Here is a 14,431-nt window from a genome sequence, read left to right as displayed (position 1 = left end):
GCGTCATGCGTTTTCTTTCGCCCCAAGGAATACCTAGAATGAAGCCGTTCCTGCCGAGGAAATACGAACATATCGCCTTTGGGCTCATGCTGTCAGGTCTGATGTCGTTTCTTGTCTCCGGCTTTGCCACATTGATTTCGCTCGGCGTATCGGCGGAGTTTCCGCTGTCATGGCTCAAGGCCTGGCTGCCTTCGTGGATGCTCGCTTTCCCAGTCGTCCTGGTCGTCGCCCCCTTCGTTCGTCGCGTGTTGTCGGGCATCGTCATTCGTGACTAGGGGTTCACTGCGGCGCCCCATTGCCGGACAGGATTTGTGCGGCGCCACGCATGGCGACGCGGAACGCCTCATCGAAATTGACGCCACGTACGACCCATCGATAGGTTTCGCCGTCGTGCCTTAACCGCCAGGTGGCGACCCAGCCGAGATCCGCATCGCTCCAGACCAGACTGCCCGACAGGGGAAGGACGCCGTCCGAAGGCACCAACCCGCCAGCGTCCAGCGATGCCGCATCCGCAGCGGCAGGAAACGTCACCTTCAGTGCCAGCGGAGCAGCGCCGAGTGCGAAGGACTCCCGCATGGCAAGGTCACGCATGTCGTCCGCCGTGGCCCGGAATGCCTGCCCACCCCTTTTGACATCGAGAACGATCAGGAAGGTCGGCCGCTCCGCCGGCCATGGCCGGCTGCCCAGCCCGGCCAGCAGGTCGTCAACGGTCTTGCGATCATAGCGGCAGGTCAGGTCGTGCGGCCGGTCATAGGTTCCCTGCTCGTCATGAATAGGTTTGCCCGCCAGCCGGTCGCGATAGGCGAAGGATGCGACAAAGTCGCCCGCCCGCGCTCGCAGCGCGTCAGCTTGTGGAAGTCGAGGCAGGCGTTGATCGCCGGAAACCTTCACCAGCACCCGATCGAGGCAATCTCGAAAGCCGGGTTGCCGGTTCTTTTCGCCCTGGCCGGTCACGATGGCCTGGGACGAATAGAGATCGTCGGGCTCGGCTGCGGGCACCCGGCTTGCCAGCAGGTTGATCGATAGCAGAACTGCACCGGCAAAGCGCAAAAAAGTCATGTCCCCTCCCAAGGCAACGACCGTTCAACGCAGGCGATCAGGCCTCTGCGCCGGCCTCGATCGCCTCGATATCGTCGTCGGAAAGGCCGAAATGGTGGCCGATCTCATGGATCAGCACATGGGCGATGATGTCGCCCAGCGTCTCCTCATTCTCCGACCAATAGTCGAGTATCGGCCGGCGATAGAGTGAAATGCGGTTCGGCAGCTCGCCGTTCTCCACGGAGAAGCGCTCGGTGACACCCCTACCCTCGAAGAGACCCAGGAGGTCGAACGGCGTCTCAAGTGCCATGTCCTCGAACACGTCGTCCGAAGGGAAATCGGAGATTTCGATGATGAGGTCCTGGCAGAGCGCGCGAAAATCCTCCGGCAACTGACCATAGGCCTCGCGCGCCAATTGTTCGATTGCTTCCAATGACGGGGAAAACCTGTCCCGCCAATCATCTGTCTGGTCGATACTCGCCATGAACGCTCCTGTTGCGCCCTATATAGAGTCATCGCCACAATTTTGCGAGGGCCAACTCATTTGCCTCTCGGCAGGATGTCGAAATCGAATCGGCGGCCGGCAAAGGGCTGCCGGTCGAGGCTGAAGTGCCACCATTCACGGGCATAATTCCTGAAACCGCGCCGCTGCATCGCCTCGACCAACAGCTTGCGATTTGCCTTTGCGATCCCGGAAACACCCGTACTGTTGGTATGCGCCAGCGGGTCGAAGAAATCGAAACCGGTGCCCATGTCGATCTCGGAGCCATCCAGCGATACCAGCGTGAGATCGATCGTCGAGCCCGCCGAATGGCCGGAGCGCTTGCCGATATAGCCCTCGGCGATCAACCGGTCGCGCGATACGCGTGGGTGATGGATCTTGTCGAAATCGACGCCTTTGCCGGCCCATGCCACGAAGCTATCCACGGCCTTGACCGGCCTGTAGCAATCCCAGACTTTCAGCCCGAGCCTGCTGCTCTGCAAATCCTTCCGGACCTGGGCCAGCGCCGTGGCCGCCTTCACCGTCAGAATGCATTCAGCGGCATTGTAGCCGGGCGCAGGCGCGTGGGTAAAATTATCCGGCCCTGCATAGCGCATGTCTTGCACGATCGCGGCATCGACATCGGAGAGATAGACGAAGCCGGACGGCAATTCGGCCGCCTGCACTGTAACGACCTGCACCGCGAGCATGAGGCCGCACGCAAAGGCGAGCGCGCGGCACATCATTGGCATCAGGTGCCGGTGCGCACGATCCTGAGCAGGATCAGCAGGATCACCGCGCCGATCGTGGCATGCAGGATGGCCCACAGGAACCCGCCGCCAACGCCGAAACCGAGCCGCGGAAGCAGAAAGCCCGCGATGAGGGCGCCCACGATGCCGACGACGATATTGCCGAGAAGACCAAAGCCATACCCCTTGACGACGATGCCTGCCAGCCAGCCGGCGATGGCGCCGACGATCAGAAATACAAGAATGCTTTCAATGCCCATCATGATTCACTCCCCATTGACATGCGACGGACGGGACCGGCCTGTTGCCGCTCACGCCCGCAATCATTAATAGGGATAAATGAAAAGTTCGCCAGTCAAATCGGCGCCGCTTTTCTACCACTCAGCGCCGTTCTTCCATCCCGCGCCCGGGCGGCAGAACCTCGTTTTCGACGGCCAGCACATTTTCCGCCGGCACCCGTTCGAGATGCATCTTGCGCTGTTCGAACCATGCGACGGAGACCGAGCCGTCATCATGGCTCTTCACGATCGTCATCAGCCTGTCGTCGTTCTTGAGGCGGACGGTTTCGCCGACTGCCCAGTGCCTGCGCTGTTGTTCGCTCATGATCCGGCTTGTATCTCCTTAACGGCGCAAAACCGTTGCTGGAGATGTTTGTTCCGTTCATGCGCGCGATTTGCTGATCGTAGGCGGTCGCGAACCCGCGTTCACGAGGTCCGGAGGCTCTGCGGCCAGCGACTGACTGACCAAGCGGCGTCCCGGTCCGATCGAAGATCGAGATAAGTCCGGCGATTCCGCCTGCCGCACCGGCAATCATGGCGCGTGCGGCAGTGCTTCGATTCAGCAAGCCGGTGCGACCAATGCCTTGCCGATGGCCACGACCGATCCATTCTCGTCACGCACGATGATGATCATTTCCTGTGCCTTCCCGCATGTTGCGTTTGCCGCCGGGTCTTTCTCCATCGCAACAGGCTGCGGCACGATCTGCATGTCGCTTTCGACGGCGTCTTGGGGAACGGATGCCATCGCCGGAACGGCGGACATCAGAAGAATGGCAAGCGTTTTCATATCAGCCTCATCAGGTTTGGCCCGCTGCCTGCTGCCTTAGGGCATCAAGTTGATGGTCAAATTCCCGAAAGCTGATTGGGTTCCATGAGAAGCATAATTTCTTTAAAATCAAACATTTAAATAGATATGGCGCCCTCCCGGAGAAGCTCCGGGAGTGCCGAATTCAGATGTCGGGCGATCAGTGGTGCGCGGGCCGCGTCTCGCCTCCTTTCTTCTCCGGATCACGCGTGTGGTGGCTATCGCGCTCACCGCCGCCGCCGGAAATGCTGCTCTTTGACTTGGCGTCGGATTGCGCCGGCGGCTTCTTGATTTCCAGCGGCGCCTTGGCGTTTTCATGCGAGGCGCCGGGGCCGCCCTGCCGGATGCTCGCCGGTGTCTTGGTCGAGGTGGACATTGTGGGTCTCCTTAGCGGTCCTGGGTTGAAAGCTGCGGCGTCAGGTTGATCTTGGTATTGCCCTGCTGGCCCTGCTTGGACGGGTCGGTCACGCCGGGCTTGACCTTCTGGTCGGCGCCGGCATTGAAATGCGCATTCTCGCCGGGACCCTTGTCGCTGCGATTGCCGCGCGGAATAGGAGGTGCTTTGGTGGTCATGTCGGTTTCTCCTCAGTTCTTCAGCAATCCGGTGTCGCGGCGCGACGCGTCGAGTTTCTCGACCGGCACCACGCGGTTGGCAGCATGATCCTGATACTGTTCGGACTTGACGGCCTTGCCATCGAGGCCGCGCTCCCGGGAGTGCTGGGCCTTGTCGCGATTTGAAAGAACGTCGTTCGCGCCGATCTTGTCGAGATCCATATGGGTCATCGCACCAGCGCCCGATTTCTTGCCCTGGCTGCCTTCCCTGATGTGATTCTTGCTGGCATTCGCCATTTCGGTCTCCTTCTCCTGCATGTTGCATCGCCTCACCAACATCCAGCGACCGGGATGGTTCCCGGGGAACCATTCGCGCAGCGGCCGGTTTGAAGGAAGTATTTGGCTCAAGGAGGATCAGATGAGCACTTCTCACACCACGACCAGCCACAAGAAGATCCGGACATGGATCGAAGACCGTGACGGCCATCCGGCACGCGTCAAGGCAAGCGGAGACGGCGGAGTATTGAGAATTGACTTCGGCAAGCCGGAAGAGAACCTGGAAGAAATCGAATGGGACGAGTTCTTCAAGATTTTCGACCAGAACTATCTCGCCTTCCTCTATCAGGACAAGACCCAGGACGGTGGAACCAGCAGGTTCTCGAAGTTCATTTCCCGCCACTGATACGTTCTATCTAGGCCAACTCCGAATCACGAAACCCGGCTCCTTGGAGGAACCGGGCTTCATGAGGGAGGGGAGGTCAGATGCGTCCAGCAGGGCCATCCGTTGCAGGACGGATGGCCCTGCTCGTCAATTACCAGGCGCAGACGCGCACCCGCTTGACATACATGTTGCCCCAGTCGTCGAAGCGCTTGATCTTCTTGACGAAGCAGTAATCACCGCCATGGTGATAGCCGCCGGCCCAGTACTTGTAGTGGTGGCCATGGTGATGACCATGGTGATGGCCGTGATGCTTCCACTTGTGGCCGGCTTCAGCAGTTGCCGAGAGCGAAACAGTTGCGATGAGGGCAGCTGCAGCGCCAATGATGAACTTCTTCATGGTCGTTCTCCTAAGGTTGCGTTGTCTGTCCCGTCATGCTTGCGGACGCTTTCTGTCGTCCGTTGATACCGTTATCCCACATGCGCTTTCGCTCTGCTGTCTCCGCAGGAACAGTGCCGGTTGGACATGAAAAATGATCGCCAACGGCAGCCAAAGGCATCCTGAAATGATGGAACCAATCGATTCATCACCCGTTTTGAGGGCAACCGGATCAGTCGATGTCCGGTCTGCCTTTTTTAATGAGGAGAACTGAGATGAAACGGATTCTAGCAACGACCGCGCTCGTCGTGATCCTGTCCGGTGGCGCCGCCTATGCCGAGATGGGCAACTATACGAGCCAGCCTACCGATATCAACGCATCGCAATTCATCGGTCAGCGCATTTATGCCGCCGAAACCATGCCCGCCGACAGCGTTCAGCCTGGCGCCGAGAAGGACTGGGCCGACGTAGGCGAAATCAACGAAGTGATCCTCGATCGCTCGGGCAAGGTTAATGCCGTTGTCCTGGGTGTCGGCGGCTTCCTTGGTATGGGTGAGAAGGCCGTGGCCGTGCCGATGACGGACGTCAAGTTCGTCAAGAGCGGTGATGGCCCCGATGACTTCTTCCTGGTGGTGAACACCAACAAGGAAACGCTGGCCTCGGCCCCCGCCTTCGTTTCGGCCGAGGAAAAGGCTGCCCAGCAGGCGGCTGCCAAGGATGCAGCAACGCCGGTCGATCCGAACGCCACCGCGACCGATACAACGATGACTGCTCCGGCCGATACCACGGCTGACGCAACGGCGGCAAAGCCGGCAGATACCACGACCGCGACGGCCGATACCGCTGCCAAGCCTGCTGATACAACGACGGCTGCGGACACGAGTGCAGCGAAGACGGATACGACAACAACCGCTGCAGATACGACGGCCAAGAAGCCGGCCGACGCAACCACTGCGATGGACGACAATGCGGCGGCGACGGACACCACCACGACAGCTTCGACCACCACCACCAGCTCGACGCAGGCGATGACGGACGAAAACCGTACGAGGTTGACCCGGCCGGAAATCACCCGTGAAGGCTATCTGGCCGCACAGGCAACCGAGCTCACGGCCGACAAGCTGACCGGCGCCCGTGTCTATGGCCCGAACGATGAGGATGTTGGCGAAATCAACCGCATCATCCTGGACAATAACGGTCAGGTTGACCGCGTCGTCCTCGACATCGGCGGCTTCCTGGGTGTCGGCGAACATCAGATCGCCGTGACCATGGACGAGCTGAACATCGTCAAGAATACGAAGGGCGATGATTTCCGCGTATACATCGATGCCAATCAGGCCAACCTGAAAGCACAGCCCGAATTCAAGGGCTGATCCGGTTCTCACGGGTTGGAAAGGGGTCCGTTCTCGGACCCCTTTTTCGTGTTTTGAACAGTTCCGCACACAGGATTTGACCGGGGAACCTTTCGTCGAGCACCGGGTTTTCACTCCGTTCAATCCAACCCGTTCCCGTTCCATGAAAGGATTCAGACATGGCCAAGGAAATGACGCTCGCCGATCTCTTCCACGACACGCTGAAGGATATCTACTATGCCGAACGGCAGATTCTGAAGGCTCTTCCGAAAATGGCCCGGGCGGCCCAATCGCCCCAGCTCAGGGCCGGCTTCGAAAAGCACAAGGAACAGACCGAGGACCACGTCGAACGCCTGCAGCAGGTCTTCGAGATCATCGGCAAGCGGGCGCAGGGCAAGACCTGCGAAGCGATCCAGGGCATCATCGCAGAAGGCGAGGAGATCATCGAGGAATTCAAGGGCACGCCGGCTCTCGATGCCGGTCTCATCTCCTCCGCGCAGGCTGTCGAGCACTATGAAATCGCCCGCTACGGCACGCTGAAGGCCTGGGCCAAGCAGCTCGGCTACAAGGATGCGGTGCCGCTGCTCGATGCGACGCTCAAGGAAGAAACCCTGACGGACGAGACCCTTACCAAGCTCGCCGAAACAGCGGTCAACGCAGCGGCAGGCAAGAAGGCTGCCTGACACTGGCCGCCGTATATATCGAGACACCATGCTGCATTAGCATTAAGGCGGGGGAGGCAAACGCCTCCCCCGCCTTGTATACACGCGAAAGCTCCGAGCAAGGTTGCTTGCTCATTGTTTGAGCAGCTCGGAGAGGTGCTCATGATGCAGCATGTTCGATTTCGCGTGGTAGGCGGTTTTGCCGCCGAGGCAGCCATACGGTGGCCCTGCCGTGACGATGTTCGCCAGGAAGCGCAACGCCGGATCAATGCATCCGGCTATACCCGCTACCGGGCCAAGGCCTTAGCAACGGGTGCCACGATACCGGATGCCATCCGGCACTTCACGCTCCAGGTCAATTACGTGGCCGAAACGCTCTCGGTTCTGAAGCCGATTCCCGATGATTTTCAATCAGATGTCTATTGGCCAGAGCTTGAAGCGGTGAGCTGAAGCAGTTGTTCCACAACCGGAACAAAGGTGATTGCGGCGCATTTGCCTGCTCGAGCGGGCCATTTCGTCGGTGGCCAATCGATCGCTCAATGTCACGATAGAGGAATGGCTTCTGTCGCTGCTCGCCGCCGATGACATCAAGGCCAAGCAGCGCTTTTTCCACTGAACGGGATCAGGCTTGAAACTCGCCCTGGAGGATTTCGAGGCCGCGGCGATATTTCTCGGCGTCTTCCCCACTGCGCAGCGCGCTCTGCAGGTTATCCTCAAGGTCGGCCTTCTTCACGGGCAAGGCCAATGGATTGGCGGCCGCACGACGGACGAAAGCTTCATCCTCCTCACCGGATCGCCTGGTAAGCGCATCCACCGCGCCAATCACCTCCTCCGGAAAGGCGTCGAGCCTGAGCCGTTCGAAGGTCCAGCCCTCGGATTTTTCAATGACGTCGTGAAGATAGGCGATCGGCCTGAGCGCCGGTTCGACCCGCACGGCCACGCGTTCGCAATGTTCGATATAGGGCCTTCCATCCTTGCCGGTCTGACCTCGATGGGCGTTGGTGGCGATACGCACCGCGCGCATGAAAATCTGGTCCTGCGACAAGGAATTCATCGCATTTTCGGCTGCCATAGATGTCATTGCGATCACGTCTCCTGCCCTCCGTTCACCACTACATTATTAGCGCATTAACGCTTTGCGTGCACCCCGCGTTCCCTGCGTCTGCGTCATAGCAGCACATCGAAAAATATGGGGCTCGATCCGAAAAATCGTTTGAGATCAGGAACAAAGCGATAGCGCAGGAAGTTTCACGTCCAGCCTCGGGAGTCCCGAAGGTAACATCTTGGAGACTTCTGAAGTCTCGTAAAAATGGAGGATACCATGGGTCGCGGTATATTGCTTTGGCTGCTCGGCGTGCCGATTCCAGTCATTATCATCCTCGCGCTTCTGTTCCGATAGGAGGGCGAGAAATGGCAATTCCAACATCTCCTATCGTGGTCGATGCGCCGGTGGAATCATCGTCATCGGCAGTCAGTTGGGCACCGGTCATCGCTGGTGCTTTTGTTGCGACGGTCGTGACGCTGATCCTTATGCTGGTCGGCGCCGGGCTTGGCCTGACGATGGTGTCGCCGTGGTCCGGCGAGAGCAGTTCCGCGACGACCGTCAGCATTTACGCCGCCATCTGGCTGGTAATCGTTCAATGGGTATCCTCCGGCATAGGCGGCTACCTCACGGGGCGGCTCCGTACCAAATGGGTCGGCGTCCACACCGACGAGGTCTTCTTTCGCGATACGTCGCACGGCCTTCTCGCCTGGGCGCTGGCAACGGTCGTGGTCGTGGCACTTCTGAGTTCGACGGTTTCGTCGATCGTCAGCGGCGCGACGCAGGCTGCATCCACTGTTGTCGGCACCACCAGTGCCGCAGCGGTGACGGCTGCATCCAACGCTGGACCGGATCTGTCGACATCCTACTTCACCGACGCACTTCTGCGCCCATCGGATCCGCGCACCGCTGCCACGGCGACCGCGACGACGGCGCCCGGTTCGGCTGAAGCGGCGGCAACCGAACTGTCGCGCATCCTGATGCGCAGTGCGGCTGCCGGCGAAATGTCGGCCGAGGACCGGACCTATGTCGAGCGGATCATCGCCGCTCGCACCGGTCTGAACGAGGCCGATGCCAAGGCACGCGTCGATATGGTCCTGAAGCAGATCGATGATGCCAAGGTCGCGGCCCAGGAAGCGGCCGACACCGCCCGCAAGGCTGCGGCGACCACCTCGCTTCTCGCCGCCCTGTCGATGCTGATCGGCGCCTTCATCGCCTGCGTTGCAGCAGCCCTCGGCGGTCGCCGGCGCGACGATGACGAGGAAGCCTATCTCCGTTCGTAAGACACGGAATAGCTCCGACGTAAATGGCCCGGCGCTTTCAAGGCGCCGGGCTATTTTTAATGAGCGGGATCTGGTTTCAGTGAAAGCCGGTTCTCAGCGCTGCAACGCGATTGTCGACCGAGGTGACGCCCGGCACGCTGGCGGCAACCTCGGCAAGCGTGTCGATTTCCGGCGAGGTGCCAACCGTCCCGGTCAAGGTGACGGTGGATCCTTCCACGGTCACCTCCACGTCGCTCGCATCGGCGGTGCCGGCGCGTGCGAGAGCTTCGGCGACACGCGCTTCAAGCCCAGCCTGCGTGGGACTATCGATTTCGACCTGTGACGGCACTTCGTGAAACGTCTGGGGCTTGAAGACCATCGCTCTATCTCCTTGAGATCGTCCAAGAATATTCCTCGGCGGTTTAGAATAACGACCTTCTGGAACCAAATGTTCCGGCGAGTGAGATCGCAAAACCGGAACAACGGTTCGGAGCGGGGCGTTTAGTGTTGTGTGCCAAACGAGGAGTAAGGTCATGCAGAGCTTTGAAACACTAGTCCACCCGGAACTGGGCGGCAAACTGGGCTTCACGGTGGAATTCGTCGGCAACGCCGGCGAAATCATTTCGGTCCAGTTGCGCCAGGATGCAGACAACATGCTCAACCGCGTAAACGCGGTGGAGAAAGCCAGGGAACTGTTGATCGAAGCTGCCGCAATCGAAGGCGGCCTCGACTATGCTTCCGAGTATGAGGCTCAAAGCAACGGCGATTTCGACCATCTCGATCAGGATGGTCCTACCGGCCTGCGCAGCGCACGCGCGACCGGCGACCTCGCGATGATGGAGGAGCAGCTGGACGAAGGGCTTTACGAATCCTTCCCGGCCAGCGATCCCGTCTCGATCACGATTTCCACGGTGTCGGGCCGCCACAAGCCCCCGGCGCCGAGCTAACCACCCAACCCCTATGGCACACGAAGGCCCTTCGAATTCGGAGGGCCTTTTCTTGTGACGGAGATAACGAAGGCTACGACTGAAGCCATTTCAATACGCGGCGCTCATCGTCATCCATCCACAGCGCAGCGTTCGCATTCGATGACAGCCGGATCTTTCCAAGCCCAGCAAGCGTGCCACTCTCGAAGTCCTCGAACACCTTCGGATGGATGTAGGACGAGCGGCAGACAGCACGTGTATTCATCAGCCTGTTGGCGATCGAGTCGATGACGAAGTTGATCTGCCGCGTGATACCACGCTGGGATGTCTCCGGCTCGATCACACTCAGGGCGGTTGCCGCGAGCCGCGTAGCACCCCAGGTCCGGAACTGCCGCGACGAGAAATTGTCGCCCGACGCGTCCCGGATATAAGCGTTCACATCCTGCGACCGCACCGCGTGCGGCAAGCTTTCCTCATCGAGATATTGAAACAGTTGCTGGCCGGGCAATTCCTGCAGCTTGCGGATCGCATTGGCGATGCGGCGGTCGCGATAACCGAGCTGCCATTGCTTGCCCGACTTGCCCTTGAACCGGAAACGGATCTCCGATCCCTCGAATTTCACATGCCGGTTGCGGAGCGTGGTCAGCCCATAGGAACCGTTCGCTTGGGCATAGGTCTCATTGCCGACGCGAATAAAGAGATTGTCAAGCAGCCATACGACGGCCGCCAGCGCCCTGTCCTGATTGAGGTTCCGCCGCCTGAGATCGGCATCGACCTTTTCCCGGATACGCGGCAACGCCGCCGCGAAGGCCGGCAACAGGGCGAACTTCGTTTCATCGCGATGCTCCGACCATGCGGGATGATAGCAATATTGCTTGCGGCCCCGCGCGTCACGTCCGGTTGCCTGAAGGTGAGAATTCGGATCGGGCGAGATGCGCACGTCCTCGTATGCCGGCGGAATGGCAAGCGAGGCGATCCTGTCGAGTTTCTTCTGGTTGATGATGCGCCTTCCGCTGGCAGCGTAATATTCGAAACCATCGCCGACCCGTTCACGCCGGATGCCGTTCTCCAGGTTCGCGACGTAAACCAGACCCTCCGGAACGTCGAGGGGCACGGCCATGCCGCCTTCGGCAGTTGCAACTGCCATCTCACTCCGCCGCATGGGCGGCAGAGGCGGCCATTTTGTTCCGCGTTTCATCGAGCCTCGAGTTCAGTTTGTCGCCCTCCTCCTCGTCCTCGCAGGCTTTTTCGTCAATCAGGCGCCTGAGTTCGCGCAACTCTTCCTCATCGAGATTTTCTATGCCGATGAACTTGTTCTCCGCACGCTTGCTGGTGAGGATAAGTTCGTCGAGCTTGGCCTGGAGTGCCTCGCTGTACCTATTCTGGGAGTTCTGCAGGACGAAGATCATCAGGAAGGTGACAATCGTGGTGCCGGTATTGATGATCAGTTGCCAGACCTCGGAAAAGCCGAAGAAGGGGCCGCTCACGGCCCAGATGCCGACGATGGAGAGCGCGATGATGAAGGCGACGGGCTTGCCCAGGACGTGCGAGACGGCATTGGAGAATTTGGAGAAGGCGGCGTTCATGTTCAAGCTCCGGAACGAATTACGCGCGCATCCGGATGGTGGGCAGACTTGCCGCTTTACTGCATGGGGAGCGCAGCGTTAAACGCGCGCTCCCGGCCGGCGGTTCCAATATGGGCGGTAGCGGACTAAGCCGGACTCTTCGCGCCCTTATGCGCGGCATCGGTGCGGGCCTTGAGGTCGCGGAGCGTCGTGAGTTCCAGTTCCGTCGGCGGCGGTGTTTCGTCCATCGCATCCGCGAACTTCACTGGCCAGCCGCAGGTCTCCTGCACCTTGTCACGCGTGACGCCGGGATGCATGGAAACGACGGTGAACTCCTTGCTCTCGGGATCGGGCTTCCAGATCGCGAGATCGGTGATCAGCAGCGTCGGCCCCTTGGTCTCGATGCCGAGCCGCTGGCGGTGATCGCCGCCGTCGCCATGGCCGAACGAGGTGAAGAAATCGATCTTGTCGACCATGCCGCGCCGAGATTGTACCATGGTGATGTAGATCTCGCCCGACGACGTGGCGATCTCCGGCGCGCCGCCGCCGCCCGGCAGCCGTGTTTTGGGGTGATCGTAATCGCCGATCACGGTCGTGTTGATATTGCCGAACCGGTCGAGTTGGGCCGCGCCAAGGAAGCCGATGGTGATGCGTCCGCCCTGCAGCCAGTAGCGGAACATCTCCGGCACCGCGACCGTGGTCACCGCCGTATCGCAAAGCTCGCCGTCGCCGATCGACAGCGGCAGGACATCCGGCTTGGTGCCGATCGTGCCGCTCTCGTAGATCAGCGTGATATCCGGCGCATGCGTCAGCCGCGCCACGTTGCAGGCGGCCGATGGCGCGCCGATGCCGACGAAGCAGACGTCGTCGTTGGACAGAGCCCGCGCCGCCGCTATCGTCATCATCTCGTTGGAGGTGTAGGTGCCCGCTTCGCTCATGATCTCGCCCTCCTCAGATGTGCCACGCGTCGTTCGAAATCCTCCGGCGTGGATTCCATGACGTTCTTCTTCATCCAGTCCGCGAAACGATCGCGCTCGGCGGCGATCTCGTCCCATTCCAGATAGGCGGCATTGTCGCGGTCGAAATAGCCATGCGTGTAGGAAGGGTGCGAACCGCCCGGCACCACGGATATCGCTGTCACCGTCCATGACGGCAGGACCGTGACATTGGGATGGAGGCCGGCGAAATCCTCGACGACTTCCTCGACCGTCACCACTGCACGCTTGGCGGCCAGCACTGCTTCCTTCTGAATGCCGACAATGCCCTCGACCAGCACATCGCCCTTCTTGTTGGCCTTCTGGGCGTGGATGAAGGTCACATCCGGCCGCACCGAGGGCACCGCGGCCAGCACCTCGCCGGTAAAGGGGCAGACGACGCTCCTGATATTCGGATTGACATCCGCCAGCCCGGCGCCGCGATAGCCCCGGAAGATCGCGCAGGGCAGGCCGGCAGCGCCCGCTTCATAGGCATTCGCCATCGCCGCGTGGCTGTGCTCCTCGATCTCGATCGCATTCGGCCAATTGTTCTCCACCGCATCGCGCAGCCGGCGCAGCAGGCCGACGCCCGGATTGCCGGCATAGGAGAAGATCACTTTCTTCGCCATGCCCATGCCGATCATCTGGTCGTAGATCAGGTCGGGCGTCATGCGCACCAGCGTCAAGTCGCGAAAACCCTGGCGGATCGCCTCATGCGCGGCGGCAGTCGGTATGAGATGGGTGAAGCCCTCGAAGGCGACGGTATCGCCATCATGCAGGTTCTCGGCGACCGCCTGCTTCAGCGGTAGAAACTTTGCCACTGGATATATCCTCCGACGCAAAAAGTTCGCATTGCGAACATATGTTTTATATGCAATACTATTTGTCGAGAATCGCGAAATGTCAATCCTTCGCGCAGGGAGATAGCAGCATGACCAGGGAAGCTCTGTCCCGCGACAATGTCGGCTCGCTCGGCAAAGGCCTGATGGTCCTGGAAATCCTCGCCGCAAATCCGGCAGGCCTGACGCTTACGGAGATGGCTGCAAAGGCCGAGATGACCCGCGCCGCCGCGCGCCGCTTCCTGCTCACGCTCGTCGATAGTGAATATGCCATCCAGGACGGCCGCCGCTTCGCGCTCTCACCGCGTCTGCTCTCGCTCGCCCGGGTGTGGCTGCAGGGCTCGTCGCTCTGGACCTATGCCGAACCATTCCTGCGCGACGTGGCGCATCGGTTCAACGAATCGAGTTCCGCCGCCGTGCTGTCCGGCGAGGACATCGTCTATGTCGCGCGCGTGCCCGGTCGCCATATCCTCAGCGTCGCGCTGCATGTCGGCACGAGGCTGCCGGCATGGTGCACGTCGATGGGCCGGGTGCTGCTGTCGGACCTGCCCACGCCCGAACTGCGCGCGTTTCTCAAGTCAGCGCGGATCGTCGAGCACACACCGAAAAGCATCACCGGCTTGGCCGAACTGGAAAACGAGATCGGCCTCGTGGCACAGCAAGGCTTTGCCGTGATCGACGAGGAGCTTGAAATAGGGCTGAGATCGATTGCGGTTCCGATCCGCGACCGCACGCGAAAAATCGTTGCGGCGATCAACATCTCCACGCAGTCTTCTCGTTTCACGCCCGCCGAGATGAAGCGGGAAATCCTGCCACATCTGCAGAAAGCCGCGACTTCGATCGAGGATTACTTCGTCGTGCAGTGACGG

25 protein-coding genes are annotated in these 14,431 nt (G+C 60.3%); 9 read left to right on the top strand and 16 right to left on the bottom strand.

Going from position 1 to position 14,431, the window contains the following annotated elements:
- The first annotated feature begins 38 nt into the window (after positions 1–38).
- Positions 39–275, top strand: a complete 237-nt coding sequence (locus ACSQ26_RS26745) for a DUF2798 domain-containing protein (protein WP_436014350.1) — start codon at positions 39–41, stop codon at positions 273–275.
- Between the two features lie 4 nt (positions 276–279).
- Here the strand turns inward: ACSQ26_RS26745 and ACSQ26_RS26740 are convergent, their stop codons facing one another.
- From ACSQ26_RS26740 to ACSQ26_RS26700, 9 genes are all read right to left on the bottom strand, one after another.
- Positions 280–1,059 carry a DUF2066 domain-containing protein gene (locus ACSQ26_RS26740; protein ID WP_436014348.1) on the bottom strand — a complete coding sequence of 260 codons (780 nt, stop codon included), beginning with the start codon at positions 1,057–1,059 and terminating at the stop codon, positions 280–282.
- A gap of 37 nt (positions 1,060–1,096) precedes the next feature.
- Complete coding sequence (locus ACSQ26_RS26735; protein WP_436014346.1) at positions 1,097–1,522, bottom strand: metallopeptidase family protein; 426 nt, start codon at positions 1,520–1,522, stop codon at positions 1,097–1,099.
- Positions 1,523–1,578: 56 nt separating this feature from the next.
- Complete coding sequence (locus tag ACSQ26_RS26730) at positions 1,579–2,271, bottom strand: M15 family metallopeptidase (protein WP_436014344.1); 693 nt, start codon at positions 2,269–2,271, stop codon at positions 1,579–1,581.
- Entirely contained in the window at positions 2,271–2,528 is a 258-nt protein-coding gene (locus ACSQ26_RS26725) for a GlsB/YeaQ/YmgE family stress response membrane protein (RefSeq protein WP_258162933.1), read from the bottom strand. The genes ACSQ26_RS26730 and ACSQ26_RS26725 overlap by 1 nt, the downstream gene beginning before the upstream one ends.
- A gap of 121 nt (positions 2,529–2,649) precedes the next feature.
- Positions 2,650–2,871: a hypothetical protein gene (locus ACSQ26_RS26720; RefSeq protein WP_436014342.1), complete on the bottom strand. Its 222-nt coding sequence runs from the start codon at positions 2,869–2,871 to the stop codon at positions 2,650–2,652.
- A gap of 234 nt (positions 2,872–3,105) precedes the next feature.
- On the bottom strand, positions 3,106–3,333 hold the full coding sequence (locus tag ACSQ26_RS26715; protein ID WP_436014340.1) for a hypothetical protein: 228 nt from the start codon (positions 3,331–3,333) through the stop codon (positions 3,106–3,108).
- 178 nt (positions 3,334–3,511) lie between these two features.
- Complete coding sequence (locus ACSQ26_RS26710; RefSeq protein WP_436014338.1) at positions 3,512–3,727, bottom strand: hypothetical protein; 216 nt, start codon at positions 3,725–3,727, stop codon at positions 3,512–3,514.
- Positions 3,728–3,738: 11 nt separating this feature from the next.
- Positions 3,739–3,924, bottom strand: coding sequence for a hypothetical protein (locus ACSQ26_RS26705; protein ID WP_436014336.1), 186 nt, complete (start codon positions 3,922–3,924; stop codon positions 3,739–3,741).
- Positions 3,925–3,936: 12 nt separating this feature from the next.
- The gene (locus tag ACSQ26_RS26700) at positions 3,937–4,200 is read right to left on the bottom strand and encodes a hypothetical protein (RefSeq protein ID WP_436014334.1); all 264 of its coding nucleotides are present in this window, start codon (positions 4,198–4,200) and stop codon (positions 3,937–3,939) included.
- 121 nt (positions 4,201–4,321) lie between these two features.
- Here ACSQ26_RS26700 and ACSQ26_RS26695 point away from each other — a divergent pair, with 121 nt between their 5' ends.
- On the top strand, positions 4,322–4,585 hold the full coding sequence (locus ACSQ26_RS26695) for a hypothetical protein (RefSeq protein WP_436014332.1): 264 nt from the start codon (positions 4,322–4,324) through the stop codon (positions 4,583–4,585).
- Positions 4,586–4,715: 130 nt separating this feature from the next.
- On the opposite strand, the gene ACSQ26_RS26690 is transcribed toward ACSQ26_RS26695, so the two are convergent.
- Positions 4,716–4,961: a hypothetical protein gene (locus ACSQ26_RS26690; RefSeq protein WP_258158852.1), complete on the bottom strand. Its 246-nt coding sequence runs from the start codon at positions 4,959–4,961 to the stop codon at positions 4,716–4,718.
- A 254-nt stretch (positions 4,962–5,215) separates the two neighbouring features.
- Here ACSQ26_RS26690 and ACSQ26_RS26685 point away from each other — a divergent pair, with 254 nt between their 5' ends.
- The 4 genes from ACSQ26_RS26685 (at position 5,216) to ACSQ26_RS26670 (ending at position 7,570) form a co-directional block, all read left to right on the top strand.
- Entirely contained in the window at positions 5,216–6,313 is a 1,098-nt protein-coding gene (locus ACSQ26_RS26685) for a PRC-barrel domain-containing protein (RefSeq protein ID WP_436014330.1), read from the top strand.
- A 158-nt stretch (positions 6,314–6,471) separates the two neighbouring features.
- Entirely contained in the window at positions 6,472–6,975 is a 504-nt protein-coding gene (locus ACSQ26_RS26680; protein WP_436014328.1) for a ferritin-like domain-containing protein, read from the top strand.
- Between the two features lie 141 nt (positions 6,976–7,116).
- Complete coding sequence (locus ACSQ26_RS26675; protein ID WP_436014326.1) at positions 7,117–7,404, top strand: hypothetical protein; 288 nt, start codon at positions 7,117–7,119, stop codon at positions 7,402–7,404.
- 31 nt (positions 7,405–7,435) lie between these two features.
- Positions 7,436–7,570, top strand: coding sequence for a hypothetical protein (locus ACSQ26_RS26670; protein ID WP_436014324.1), 135 nt, complete (start codon positions 7,436–7,438; stop codon positions 7,568–7,570).
- A 6-nt stretch (positions 7,571–7,576) separates the two neighbouring features.
- Here ACSQ26_RS26670 and ACSQ26_RS26665 read toward each other — a convergent pair whose 3' ends face one another.
- Positions 7,577–8,026 carry an HD domain-containing protein gene (locus ACSQ26_RS26665; protein ID WP_436015485.1) on the bottom strand — a complete coding sequence of 150 codons (450 nt, stop codon included), beginning with the start codon at positions 8,024–8,026 and terminating at the stop codon, positions 7,577–7,579.
- 338 nt (positions 8,027–8,364) lie between these two features.
- Between ACSQ26_RS26665 and ACSQ26_RS26660 the strand changes: the two genes are divergently transcribed.
- The gene (locus ACSQ26_RS26660; protein WP_436014322.1) at positions 8,365–9,279 is read left to right on the top strand and encodes a hypothetical protein; all 915 of its coding nucleotides are present in this window, start codon (positions 8,365–8,367) and stop codon (positions 9,277–9,279) included.
- A gap of 76 nt (positions 9,280–9,355) precedes the next feature.
- Here ACSQ26_RS26660 and ACSQ26_RS26655 read toward each other — a convergent pair whose 3' ends face one another.
- The gene (locus ACSQ26_RS26655) at positions 9,356–9,637 is read right to left on the bottom strand and encodes a BON domain-containing protein (RefSeq protein WP_436014320.1); all 282 of its coding nucleotides are present in this window, start codon (positions 9,635–9,637) and stop codon (positions 9,356–9,358) included.
- Positions 9,638–9,791: 154 nt separating this feature from the next.
- Between ACSQ26_RS26655 and ACSQ26_RS26650 the strand changes: the two genes are divergently transcribed.
- A complete protein-coding gene (locus tag ACSQ26_RS26650) occupies positions 9,792–10,205 on the top strand; it encodes a hypothetical protein (protein ID WP_436014318.1) in 414 nt (137 codons plus the stop codon).
- Between the two features lie 73 nt (positions 10,206–10,278).
- On the opposite strand, the gene ACSQ26_RS26645 is transcribed toward ACSQ26_RS26650, so the two are convergent.
- The 4 genes from ACSQ26_RS26645 to ACSQ26_RS26630 form a co-directional block, all read right to left on the bottom strand.
- Positions 10,279–11,331 (bottom strand): DNA topoisomerase IB, encoded by a 1,053-nt coding sequence (locus tag ACSQ26_RS26645; protein ID WP_436014316.1) that lies wholly within the window; start codon positions 11,329–11,331, stop codon positions 10,279–10,281.
- 1 nt (position 11,332) lies between these two features.
- Positions 11,333–11,770, bottom strand: a complete 438-nt coding sequence (locus ACSQ26_RS26640; protein WP_436014314.1) for a low affinity iron permease family protein — start codon at positions 11,768–11,770, stop codon at positions 11,333–11,335.
- A 125-nt stretch (positions 11,771–11,895) separates the two neighbouring features.
- Complete coding sequence (locus ACSQ26_RS26635) at positions 11,896–12,687, bottom strand: CoA-transferase subunit beta (protein ID WP_436014312.1); 792 nt, start codon at positions 12,685–12,687, stop codon at positions 11,896–11,898.
- A complete protein-coding gene (locus ACSQ26_RS26630; RefSeq protein WP_436014310.1) occupies positions 12,684–13,544 on the bottom strand; it encodes a CoA transferase subunit A in 861 nt (286 codons plus the stop codon). The genes ACSQ26_RS26635 and ACSQ26_RS26630 overlap by 4 nt, the downstream gene beginning before the upstream one ends.
- Positions 13,545–13,654: 110 nt before the next feature.
- On the opposite strand from ACSQ26_RS26630, the gene ACSQ26_RS26625 reads away from it, so the two are divergent.
- Positions 13,655–14,428: an IclR family transcriptional regulator domain-containing protein gene (locus ACSQ26_RS26625; protein WP_436014308.1), complete on the top strand. Its 774-nt coding sequence runs from the start codon at positions 13,655–13,657 to the stop codon at positions 14,426–14,428.
- The last annotated feature ends 3 nt before the right edge of the window (positions 14,429–14,431 follow it).

The organism is Rhizobium sp. LjRoot254 (assembly GCF_964254105.1).
Classification (GTDB): Bacteria; Pseudomonadota; Alphaproteobacteria; order Rhizobiales; family Rhizobiaceae; genus Rhizobium_E.
This window is presented reverse-complemented; position numbering and strand designations above follow the sequence as displayed.